This window comes from Tetragenococcus solitarius NBRC 100494, assembly GCF_001544195.1.
Taxonomy (GTDB): domain Bacteria; phylum Bacillota; class Bacilli; order Lactobacillales; family Enterococcaceae; genus Tetragenococcus; species Tetragenococcus solitarius.
On the sequence record NZ_BCPY01000027.1, the window covers coordinates 23,594 to 34,573 of the forward strand.

The window sequence follows — 10,980 nt, forward strand, 5'->3', positions numbered from 1 at the left end:
CAGTCGCTAAAGAAGGACTAGCCCTTTATTTTTATATCTAGTTATAAGTTCCTCCTCGATTTGGTCATCAGTAATGAAATAATCAATATCAGTAACCGAACAAAAGGATGAAATCGAACGTTTTTCTAATTTGGAATGATCAACTAAACTGTAGACAGTTTTGGCGTGTTTGACCATTAAACGTTTTAATTCTACTTCGTATAAGTTGAAATCAGTGAAGCCATCTTCCAAATTAAAAGCATGAGCTGACATAAATGCAGCATCAATATTTAATTGTTCTAAAATAGCTGCTCCTAGAGTACTTTCGATCGCATTAGAGTTTCCTTTAACTATACCACCTATCAAAATTGTTGTGATATTTGTATGATTTTTTAAAATATTAGCGACGTTTAATCCATTTGTTAAAATAATTAATCGCATATTTGTTTCATTAATTAATTTCCCTAATTCAAGAGAAGTTGAACTAGCGTCAAGAATGATACTACTATCTTCTTCAATAAATTGAAAAGCTTTTTTAGCGATTTTAACTTTTTCTCTGTGATTTTCTTGTTCTCTTAACCCAAAGTTTATGTTTAAACTTTTTTTGTTAGAATTTTTAGCCAAAGAAGTGGCCCCGCCATGGGTTCGTATTAACAGCCCTGCTTCGTCTAATGAATTTAAATCAGAACGAATTGTTGCTGGTGAATAATTTAAACGATTAGTCAATTCGTTTACGGAAATGCTTTTCTCTTTATTAACTATATCTATTATCTTTTTTTGTCGTTCTTCAGTGAACATGATGATACACTCCTTATAACTTCCTATGCTGTAGCTATAGTATAAGCTATTGTCATATAAAAGTAAAAATAGAGAATTAAAAATTACTATTTCATTTGTTGTTTATTATCGATGTGATAAATTTCGAAACTAAATGATATACAAATGATGAAAAATGATATATAATAAGATTAAAAGAACAAGGAGGGAGCAATAGATGAAGACTTATGTGACTGAAAATGCTATTAGACGAACTATGGAAAATGTAATCAATAGAGAAATAGGTTGTTTTACAGATGAAGTTAATAAGGCTCATAATATCTATTTTCTAACTGATACGGACACAGAGAGAATGAATAGGTTTTTTAAATCTATTAACGCCAAGCCCATAAATGTGGAACCTTTTAATATATCTGAGAAAGATTTATTAATTGTTTTTGATTCTGAGATAGAATTAAATGATGAATTCTATTATATTGTAAAAAATTTTAAGTATTCAGGCGGACATGTAGCAGCGATAGTTGCAAATAGAAAACTATCGTATATAAAATTTGTGGATGAATTATTAGGCATTAATATTAATCAGACAGATATTAAAAAATATGGAACAGGAAAAATTTTTGATGAAGTAGTTGATAAAGTACTTGATGAAGTAGATAAAAGAGTTCTTTACTTCAAAAAAATAGTTAAATAGTTAAGGAGTGTTATTATGAAAATCGGAATTGGTGCAGATCACAATGCGTATAAAGCAAAAGAAGAATTGAAGAAATATATTGAACAACTGGGTCATGAAGTGGAAGATTATGGAGCCTACTCACCTGATGCAGTGGATTATCCTGGTATTGCATTTAAAACTGGCGAAGCAATAAAAAATGGAGAAATAGAACGCGCAATACTTATTTGTGGGACTGGGATCGGAATGGCTATTTCTGCAAATAAAATTAAAGGTATTAGAGCGGCACAAGTACACGATCCCTATTCAGCTGAACGGGCACAGCTGAGTAATAACGCTCAAATTATTACTTTTGGAGCTAAAATTATTGGCGTAGATGTAATGAAATTTCTAGCGAAAGAGTATCTATCTAATACATTTTCAGGGGGGAATTCTGGTAGAAAAATTGAACAAATTTCTGAAAGGGAAGAAGAAGAAATAGAGTATGCCAAAAACCATTCATGTTAATTTTTGCTCTTAAATAATAGAGTAAAATAAGGAAGTAAAGATAAGCATCGCACGCGATTTTTTAACGATCGTATGCGATGCTTTATTATTTACTAAATTCAGCTAAAAACATTATAACCATTAAATAGGCAGTGCTTTTTCTCATTTAAGATAATTTATCTTTCAGTTAAAAGTACCTCAATTCCAATATTTTTAAATTGTTCTAATTCAAACTCATCAGCTGAAGGATTTGTAATTAAAGTGTTTATTTTATTTAAAGGAGCTACCGTCATTAAACATTCTTTTCCAATTTTAGAACTGTCACATAAAAGCAATGTTTTTTCACAAACGCTGATCATTTTTCTTTTTATTGAGGCAACAGATGGCACTTGACTATCAGCTATGGAAAGTCCTCTAGAAGCACTAACACCATCAATTCCTAAAATTAATTTATTAGGACTGAATTGCTGAATAAAATCATTTGAAAAATCTCCTACAACTATTGAATGTTTGTCATATACTAGACCGCCGGCTAAGTAAACAACACAATTCTCTATGCCAGAGGCCAATGGAACCAATGTATATGAGTTTGTTATGATAGTTAAATTTTTTTTGTTTTGTAAGTATTCAGCAATAGCGGAAGTTGTGCTCCCTCCGTCAATCATTAAAGTGTCACCATCTTCTATAAGGGAAGCAGCAAGTTTACAGATGGCTTTTTTTTCTTCTGAATATTCTCCAATTCTTTGTTTAAATGGTATATTATCTTTGATAAATTCTTTCGAAAGATCGGAATCATTATTTTTTAATATAGCTCCACCATGGGTTCGTGTCAATAACCCACGGCTTTCAAGTTCCATTAAATCATTGCGCGCAGTAGTTTTGCTAATAGAAAATTCTGTCGAAATTTCTTTAACTAATATTTTTTTTTGTTTTTGTAGCTTTTGATAAATTATTCGCAGTCTTTCTTCCTGAAATAGATTATTTTTTTTCATTGTATTTAGTCCTTTGCAATCTATATTTTAACTAAATATAAATTACTTTAAAGTAGAAAGTCAAGTAAACGATAGCTTAAACTCTTTTATTTTTATTTTTAATAATTTGTTTTACTTTTTTTTTAAATGATTTACTTCTTTTTGGTACAAAGTTAAAAAAAAACAGTGTTTTTAAAGGCAAAAATAGTAAAAAAAGCTAAAAAATACATATTTTTACTTTTTTTTACTATTTTATGCTTTCTTTTTCTTTTGTTTTATAGTATTATACTAGTGTAATTAAATTTAAGGAGGTAGGTAAAGAATGCTAGTAACTATGAAGGAAATTTTAGCAGAAGCGGAAAAGGATAAGTCGGCGATTGGTTGTATTAATACCCCCAATATGGAAATGTTACGAGGGATTATCGCAGCTGCAGAAGAATTGAATACGCCGATAATTATTGATCATGCTCAAGTCCATGATTCACTTATTCCTGTTGAACAAATTGGGCCTTATATGGTAGAGCATGCGAAAAAGGCAAAAGTACCTGTATGTGTGCACGTGGACCATGGTAGGGATATGAGCTTTATTATGCGTTGTATTCAAGCGGGCTTTTCATCAGTAATGTATGATCGCTCTGATCTTTCTTTTGAGGAAAATCTAAAAGCTGTACAGGATTTTGTACCTATTGCGCATGCTGGTGGACTAACCGTTGAGGCTGAATTTGACGTAATGCCAAGTGGCGAAGTTGATACTCATGATGGTACGTCCGTAGATCAAACAGATTTAAGTGCGTATATGACGGATCCACAACAAGCAGCTCGTTTTGCAGAAGAAACAAATGTTGATGCGATCGCATGCCTAATCGGAACGGTTCACGGTTTTTACAATACAGAACCCAAACTAGATATTCAACGAGTTCGTGATTGTCGCAAAGCAGTTAAGGATGATTGTCGTTTAGTATTACACGGAGCTTCAGGTGTCCCTGAAAGTCAAGTACAACAAGCTGTAGGGGCAGGAATTTCAAAAATTAATTATTATTCTTACATGTCAACTGCGGTACCTCCAAAATTAGTAGAATTCATTAATTCAAGCAAAGAAGAAGTTTTCTATCATGAATTGGCGGTTAAGGCAGAAGAAATTATTAAAGATTTGTCTAAACACACGATGCAAGTTTTTATGAATAAGAATTAATAATTAACTAGCCTGTACTAATTATCTAGTTTACTCATTTTTTTGTAGCAATTTCGTGATTTTAGCCTGTTTCTCAGTTTAATTATGAAGCAGGTTAAAGATCACTATAGCATCTATTAAAAAATGAAAGCGTAAACAAAGCGATTTGTTAAAAATAAGTGTTAATACATGAATGTGTATCCATTACCAGCACTGGTAATAAAATTAACTATGACAAATAGTGATAACTAGTTTAAACAATCCTAAATAAATTAAGGGAGGAGGATACACGGTGATAGATTTTCCTCAAATTATTACTAAAGATAGAATTTTAATGAATGGTCAAACTGTTGGAATACAAAACAAAAAAGATTTATTCGAGTTTATGACGGATGCTTTTTTTGAAACAGACGTTATTCAATCTCCTGAAACTTTTATTAATGATTTATATGTTCGGGAAACGCAAGGTTCTACCTATATGGGAAACTTTGTTGCAATTCCTCATGGCTTAAGTGAGGAAGTTTTGCAATCAAGTTTGGCAATTTGTATTTTAGATGAACCGATTGAATATAATTCTTGCGGTGAAACAGGTTTAGTAAAGTATATATTTATGTTTGCTATTGAAAAAGAAAAAGCAGGTACAGTATATTTAAAAATTCTTTCAAGTTTAGCGAGATTATTAGCAAATGAAGAATTTATGAAAGAACTAGCTAATGCAAAATACCCTGAAGATATTTTAGAGTTATTATCGAATAGGAGATGAAGAAATGGTTAAATTTATCGGTGTAACTTCGTGTGCAACTGGGATTGCCCATTCTTATATGGCAGCAGAAGCATTAGAAAACATTGCAAATAAACTAGGATTAGATCATAAAGTTGAAATCCAAGGTGCATTAGGAATAGAAAATAGGATCACAGAGGCCGATTTAAGAGATACAGAGTTTATTATATTTGCCAATGACGTAAATATCACTGAAATTGAACGTTTTAATAGTTTAAGAGATAAAATTATACAATTTTCGCCCCATGAAGTTATTCGCAATCCCAAAAAGGTTGAAGCACAGATAAATAGCATACAAAAAGGTTAATGGAGAAAATTATTATGAAGAATATTCTAAGTGATATGAAACAGGCACTCTTAACAGGAGTATCTTTTATGCTGCCATTTGTTACGGGTGGTGGAATATTAATTGCACTAGGTTTTGCCGTTGGTGGTATTTACGTAGGAGATAATGAAGGAACTTTTGCTTATGAAATGTTTGAGTGGGGGCAAACGGCGTTCGGACTAATGTTTCCGGTGTTAGCAGGATATATTGCCTTTTCGTTCGCCGATAAACCAGCTATTGCGCCAGGATTTGTGGCTGGAATGATAGCTAATAATCAAGGTTCAGGTTTTATAGGAGCTATGATTGGAGGTGTTCTAGCTGGCTATTTAGTGCGGGAAATGAAAAAAATTCAATTACCCAAGCAATTACGCTCGTTAATCACCACACTAATTATTCCACTATTGAGTATTTTTATCATAGGAGCGTTAATGACTTATGTCATAGGTGAACCTGTGTCTTGGTTAAATACTACTATGAATGAAAATTTAAGTAGTATGACAGGTGGTAGTTTGATTCTTTTAGGCTTAATACAAGGAGCGATGCTGGCATTTGATATGGGGGGACCGTTAAACAAAGCAGCCTACGCTTTCGCAATTGCTGCTTCAGCTTCTAATAATTGGGACCCGATGGCCGCTAATTTTATAGCTTCTATGGCGCCACCGATGGGGATAGCAATTGCTATGTTTTTTGGGAAAAATAAGTTCACAAAAGTAGAAAGAGATGGAATTGGGAACTGTATCATTGGTGGTTGTGCAATGATTACAGAATTTGCAATCCCTTTTGCAGTTAAAGATCCATTAAGAACTATACCAGCATTAATTTTAGGAAGCTCGATAGGAGCTGCACTATCATATGCTGCGAGTTTAACTTTACAAGCTCCACATGGAGGATTATTTGTAATTTTTTTGTGCAATAAACCTTTCATTTTTATAGCAATTCTTTTAATCTCGTCTCTTATAACTGCAGGCGCTTTATTACTGTTGAAAAGACCAATTGTAGAAAATGGATAGAATTAATTAAAGTAAAAAGGAGAAAATAAAAATGGCAAAATTAATGGAAATTAATGGAAAATTCCCTTTCGATCCAAAAGATAAGGAACCACGTTTAATTAAAAAAAATGAATATTCAACTGCGCTTTATCCGCCTAATGATGCATCTACATCAGATAATACTTTTACTCTTATTTCGCAAGATACAATGATGTTGGGAATTTACGAGTTAGCTCCAGGTAGTGTTTTCTTACCTTTAGATATTCATCCAGGGGATGAAAATTACTATATTCTTAATGGACCAGTTGTCCAACGTAGTGGTAACGGGCAATTTGCTTATTTAGAAACTGGCGATGGTCTTTTCATGCCTGAAGGAGCTTGGCATTGCTGTCATAATTTTTCAGCTGAGAAGGCAAGGATTTTATATTTTATTACTCCAGAGGCATGGAATGAAAATATTCCACCATCTGTTATCCCTAGTGATGAAGAGACAAAGTATTATAAAGGGAAAAATAACAATAATTTACCGAATATCAAAGATAAAATTTTACCAATTACCCGGCAAGGTTCTACTGATGATATTGGGAATTGGCCGGTTAATCCAGTATCAGCTAGAGAAAATGGAATTGTTTACGCAGTACGAGATTTTGAGAAATTAAATAATATCCATGGGACAAAACGTCCAATGTTAATCCGTTTTATTACAAGTAATAATTATGGACATTTTGGCGAATTTATTTTACCTGCAGGTGGGTACGGTCCTCGGGTTTCAGATCCGGATGAACATGAAGGCGATGCGGCTTTATACTGTATCGATGGTCCAGTTACTGTTAATTTGCCAAAGTTAGAAGAGAGTTTTGTGTTAGAAAAGGAGGATACTTTTTTTATCCCTGCAAAAACGTCTTATCAATTAGTCAATTTTGAAAATCGACCTGTTAAAGTTGTTTTCTCAATTACTAAACTTTAAGGAAGAGGAAATCTTATTCTTATATTTAAAGCGAGGAAATTTTATGAAAAAAATAATTAATTCTCCAGATAAAATCGTTGAAGATATGTTACAAGGCTTTGTTAAAGCAAATAAAAGAATTCTTCGTTTTTCTAGACATACAACTAAAGTTATTGTAAAAAAAGAAATCGAGGACAAAGTTGGTGTAGTAATTGGCGGTGGAAGTGGGCATGAGCCTTTATTTATGGGGTATGTTGGTGAAGGTTTAGCAGATGCAGTTGTTGTAGGAAATATTTTTGCAGCGCCAACACCCAATGCTATTCTAACAGCGATTAAAGAAGTAGACCGTGGGAAAGGCGTTATATGTATTTTTGGGAACTACTCAGGTGATGTTTTAAATTTTGAAATGGGTAAGGATTTAGCTGCTATGGAAGGTATAGATGTAACAAACATTGTTGTCAAAGATGATGTTGCCTCTGCTTCAAAAAACGAAAAAAAGAGCAGACGTGGTATCGCGGGAGATCTTTATATGATAAAAATACTTGGAGCAGCTTCTCAAATAGGTAAGTCAATTGAAGAGTGTTTTGACATCGCAAAACAAGTGGACCGTTCTTTGGTTTCTATTGGTGTTGGGCTAAGTCCAGGAACTAATCCAGTAAATGGTGAGCCAGGTTTTTACTTAGAAGATGGGGAAATGGAGTTTGGCCTAGGGATACATGGTGAATCAGGGATAGAGCAACGACCCATAACTACTTCTAATGAAATAAGTAAGACATTGGTTGAGCTTTTAATATCAGAAATGCGAGGGTCAATGGCTAAAGAGATTGCAATTTGCGTCAATGGTTTAGGCTCTACTACTTTAATGGAACTTTATATAATAGCTAATGATGTTCAGGAAGAATTTGACGTTTCTGGGTACAATGTATCTGATATACTTGTTGGTAATTTTTGTACTACACAAGAAATGGGGGGATTCTCTATATCAGCAATTTTATTAAACGAGGAATTGAAAACACTTTTTAACATGAAGGCCATTTCTTCTCATTTTTATAAAGGGGTGTAGATATGGAAAGCTTAACTGTAGAGCAAGTAAAAGAAATGATCGTGCAAGTAGCTTATGGAATTATTCAACGGGAACCCGAATTAACTGCCATTGATCGCAAAGTTGGAGATGGTGATCATGGTATAGGAATGAAGATTGGTTTTGAAAGAGTAGTCGAAGAGTTAAATATTCAAAATTTTTCTGATGTAGGAAGTGTTTTCCAAGTTACAGCTAAAACAATGCTTAATTCTATGGGAGGGGCTTCTGGAGTACTATTTGCTTCTCTTTTTTTAGGTGTTTTTAAAACGAGTAAATATAAAAAAGAATTAAATACTACTGATTTAGCTAACGGGCTAGCTAAATCAGTAGAAGATATTGAGAAAAAAGGTGGAGCGAGCGTCGGTGACAAAACGATGTTAGACGCTTTAGAACCAGCGGTAACAAGTTTGATGAGTAATAAAAACTTAGATTTAGAATTAGCTCTATCAGATGGAACGAAAGCTGCCAAAAAAGGGCTTGAACAAACTAAAAAATATGTTGCTAAGTTTGGCCGAGCAAAAAATTTAGGTTCTCGTACTATAGGTTATCAAGACGCAGGAGCTACTAGCGTTTATTTTATTTTGTATGAAATGCTACGTTTTATTCAAAAAGAAGTAAGAAAACAAAGTTAGTAATTTTTGGTTTGTTTTTATGAAAAAGTTAAAGATTTCCAAATTTGCTATTTTAATGAGAAGACAAGTAAAATTAAAAAACATTTTATAATGTATGAGACAAATAAACAAAGAAGTATTAATATAAAAGCCATGTTATTTAGGTTGACTTATTTTTGAACTGGCTTAAAGGAAAGCCTGTAAAAAAATTATATGATAAAGTATTATGTACTAAAATTAAAGGGTAAAAATATCGTTAGTGATTTTGCCCTCTAATTTTAGTATTTTTTTATTTACTTAACTAATAATTTATATAAACCATTCTATCCTTAGTAAACATGCTATACTAGAAAAAAGCGAGGTGAAGGAAATGAATTTATCGCAGAAAGTACAGGGGCGTTTTAAAACGATATCTAATGCTGTTTTTCGGTTTTGGTTTTCAAGTATCGCTTTTATTCTAGCTACTATAAGTGAAATGATAGCGATCGCAACATACAATTCGTGGGAAAAACTGATTTTAACTTTAGGAATTGCGGGTACTCTAGGAATTGCTGTTCAGCTTGTCAATGAACGCTTTTTTGAAAATCGTCGTAATTTCCAAATAGGGTTATATGTTGTCTCATTATTATTTGTTATAGGGTATTATATTTATTTACAATATAATGATTTTTTTCAATATAGTGTTATGGTTCGTAGTTGGGTTCTCTTTTTTACTATTTTTATTGGAAGTTGTTGGGTTCCTTCAATTAAAAGTAATGAATTTGCCTTTTCTAAAAGTTTTATCGTTTTTATTAAAAGTCTGTTTACTTCTTTATTTTTAGCAGCGGTACTAATGATAGGTTTATTAATCATTATACAAGCAATTAATTTTTTAATCATGCCCGTTGATACACAAATTTATGGTTATTTAACGGCACTTGTATGGTTAGGCTTTTTTCCAATTTATTTTTTATCCCTTTTGCCACACTTTCCAGGTAAAAGAGCGGATGAAAACGAAGACTACAAACGAGCTGTTACTGTACCGAAGTTTTTGGCGGTGCTATTATCTTATATTCTCGTCCCTTTGTTGGGTATTTATACCTTGATACTATTAGTTTATATTTTTAGAAATATCACTGGTGATTTTTGGAATGATAATTTGCTTGAACCTTTATTGGTGAGCTATGTCGTAACAGGGTGGTTTGTTTTATTTTTGATTGATTCCTTGGCTAACAAAATAGTTACTATGTTTAAAAAATATTTTCCATCTTTGTTATTTATCGTGACAGGACTACAAGGTGCTGCTTCCTTGGTAAAAGTAGCGCGATTGGGTATGACTGATGTTCGTTACTTCATCTTACTGTTTGTGGTGTTCTCGCTGATATCCAGTATTATCTATTTATTTTTCCATCAAAAGGTTGCTTTTATTCCTGGATTGTTAGTAGGACTTTCGGTCATTTCTATACTGCCGTTTATCGACGCTGTTTCAATTGGTACTAGAAGTCAGGTTAAACAAATGGAAAATGTCTTACAGCAAAACGATATGGTTCAAGATCATCAAATCCAACCAAATGACTCAATTCCGACAGATCAAAAAAGAAAACTTGCTCATAGTTATCAATATTTAAGTAAAGTCGATCAATTACAGCAAGTCTCCAATTTATCTGAACAAAAGGTCAGAGAATCTGATTTTACAGAAATTTTCGGCTTTGAAATTAATTCTTTAGAAAACTCAGGCGATACTATAAATGGAAACAATCAAGCTGAAAGTTTCTCGATCGATGTAAGAGAAGATGATCCAATACAAATTGAAGTAGATGATGGTGGTCTTGTTTTGCCTTTACATGTAACAGCAGGCGAATTTATACAAAATGAAGCAAAAAATCGTATGACTGTTAGCTATCGTAATAAACAATATCATTTAATTTGGGATGAAAACGGAGAAGAAAAAACTGATTTAATTTTAGAAGATGATACAGGTAAACAATTGGTTCGATATGATTTACAATTTTTACGAGAATTAGCCGCTTCACGCAGTGCTGCCTCTAATAGCGAATTACTTCCAGTAGAAGATTTAACTTTTTCGGAAAGGTTTAACGGGGGAGAGTTACAAATTTATGTCACACATCTTTATGTGGAAGAAGGGCAGAATATTGATGCTGATTTTTATTTGCAGATTTCGTTAGATTAAAAAATATTTCTAATCCTGAA

The 10,980-nt window shown here is 32.7% G+C and carries 12 protein-coding genes; 10 read left to right on the plus strand and 2 right to left on the minus strand.

Features of this window, described 5'->3' with window-relative positions; genetic code table 11:
- Nucleotides 1-6: 6 nt before the first annotated feature.
- Entirely contained in the window at nt 7-777 is a 771-nt protein-coding gene (locus TS1_RS08415; RefSeq protein WP_068709747.1) for a DeoR/GlpR family DNA-binding transcription regulator, read from the minus strand.
- 196 nt (nt 778-973) lie between these two features.
- Between TS1_RS08415 and TS1_RS08420 the strand changes: the two genes are divergently transcribed.
- Complete coding sequence (locus tag TS1_RS08420; protein ID WP_068709749.1) at nt 974-1,450, plus strand: hypothetical protein; 477 nt, start codon at nt 974-976, stop codon at nt 1,448-1,450.
- A 15-nt stretch (nt 1,451-1,465) separates the two neighbouring features.
- Entirely contained in the window at nt 1,466-1,936 is a 471-nt protein-coding gene (locus tag TS1_RS08425; protein ID WP_068709751.1) for an RpiB/LacA/LacB family sugar-phosphate isomerase, read from the plus strand.
- A 155-nt stretch (nt 1,937-2,091) separates the two neighbouring features.
- Here the strand turns inward: TS1_RS08425 and TS1_RS08430 are convergent, their stop codons facing one another.
- Nucleotides 2,092-2,907 (minus strand): DeoR/GlpR family DNA-binding transcription regulator, encoded by an 816-nt coding sequence (locus TS1_RS08430; RefSeq protein WP_068709754.1) that lies wholly within the window; start codon nt 2,905-2,907, stop codon nt 2,092-2,094.
- Nucleotides 2,908-3,208: 301 nt separating this feature from the next.
- Between TS1_RS08430 and TS1_RS08435 the strand changes: the two genes are divergently transcribed.
- From TS1_RS08435 to TS1_RS08470, 8 genes are all read left to right on the plus strand, one after another.
- Nucleotides 3,209-4,078, plus strand: a complete 870-nt coding sequence (locus TS1_RS08435) for a class II fructose-bisphosphate aldolase (RefSeq protein WP_068709755.1) — start codon at nt 3,209-3,211, stop codon at nt 4,076-4,078.
- 271 nt (nt 4,079-4,349) lie between these two features.
- Complete coding sequence (locus TS1_RS08440; protein WP_068709757.1) at nt 4,350-4,820, plus strand: PTS sugar transporter subunit IIA; 471 nt, start codon at nt 4,350-4,352, stop codon at nt 4,818-4,820.
- Between the two features lie 4 nt (nt 4,821-4,824).
- Complete coding sequence (locus TS1_RS08445) at nt 4,825-5,145, plus strand: PTS fructose transporter subunit IIB (RefSeq protein WP_068709759.1); 321 nt, start codon at nt 4,825-4,827, stop codon at nt 5,143-5,145.
- Nucleotides 5,146-5,159: 14 nt separating this feature from the next.
- Nucleotides 5,160-6,173: a PTS fructose transporter subunit IIC gene (locus tag TS1_RS08450; protein ID WP_068709760.1), complete on the plus strand. Its 1,014-nt coding sequence runs from the start codon at nt 5,160-5,162 to the stop codon at nt 6,171-6,173.
- Nucleotides 6,174-6,204: 31 nt separating this feature from the next.
- Nucleotides 6,205-7,119 (plus strand): cupin domain-containing protein, encoded by a 915-nt coding sequence (locus TS1_RS08455; RefSeq protein WP_068709762.1) that lies wholly within the window; start codon nt 6,205-6,207, stop codon nt 7,117-7,119.
- 43 nt (nt 7,120-7,162) lie between these two features.
- Nucleotides 7,163-8,161 carry a dihydroxyacetone kinase subunit DhaK gene (locus tag TS1_RS08460; protein ID WP_068709764.1) on the plus strand — a complete coding sequence of 333 codons (999 nt, stop codon included), beginning with the start codon at nt 7,163-7,165 and terminating at the stop codon, nt 8,159-8,161.
- 2 nt (nt 8,162-8,163) lie between these two features.
- On the plus strand, nt 8,164-8,811 hold the full coding sequence (gene dhaL, locus TS1_RS08465) for a dihydroxyacetone kinase subunit DhaL (protein WP_068709766.1): 648 nt from the start codon (nt 8,164-8,166) through the stop codon (nt 8,809-8,811).
- 349 nt (nt 8,812-9,160) lie between these two features.
- Nucleotides 9,161-10,960, plus strand: coding sequence for a DUF4153 domain-containing protein (locus tag TS1_RS08470; protein ID WP_068709768.1), 1,800 nt, complete (start codon nt 9,161-9,163; stop codon nt 10,958-10,960).
- The last annotated feature ends 20 nt before the right edge of the window (nt 10,961-10,980 follow it).

Coding starts and splice junctions, on each gene's coding strand:
- TS1_RS08415 (WP_068709747.1), bottom strand. CDS start 777: ATGTTCACTGAAGAACGACAAAAAAAGATAATAGATATAGTTAATAAA.
- TS1_RS08420 (WP_068709749.1), top strand. CDS start 974: ATGAAGACTTATGTGACTGAAAATGCTATTAGACGAACTATGGAAAAT.
- TS1_RS08425 (WP_068709751.1), top strand. CDS start 1,466: ATGAAAATCGGAATTGGTGCAGATCACAATGCGTATAAAGCAAAAGAA.
- TS1_RS08430 (WP_068709754.1), bottom strand. CDS start 2,907: ATGAAAAAAAATAATCTATTTCAGGAAGAAAGACTGCGAATAATTTAT.
- TS1_RS08435 (WP_068709755.1), top strand. CDS start 3,209: ATGCTAGTAACTATGAAGGAAATTTTAGCAGAAGCGGAAAAGGATAAG.
- TS1_RS08445 (WP_068709759.1), top strand. CDS start 4,825: ATGGTTAAATTTATCGGTGTAACTTCGTGTGCAACTGGGATTGCCCAT.
- TS1_RS08450 (WP_068709760.1), top strand. CDS start 5,160: ATGAAGAATATTCTAAGTGATATGAAACAGGCACTCTTAACAGGAGTA.
- TS1_RS08455 (WP_068709762.1), top strand. CDS start 6,205: ATGGCAAAATTAATGGAAATTAATGGAAAATTCCCTTTCGATCCAAAA.
- TS1_RS08460 (WP_068709764.1), top strand. CDS start 7,163: ATGAAAAAAATAATTAATTCTCCAGATAAAATCGTTGAAGATATGTTA.
- dhaL (WP_068709766.1), top strand. CDS start 8,164: ATGGAAAGCTTAACTGTAGAGCAAGTAAAAGAAATGATCGTGCAAGTA.
- TS1_RS08470 (WP_068709768.1), top strand. CDS start 9,161: ATGAATTTATCGCAGAAAGTACAGGGGCGTTTTAAAACGATATCTAAT.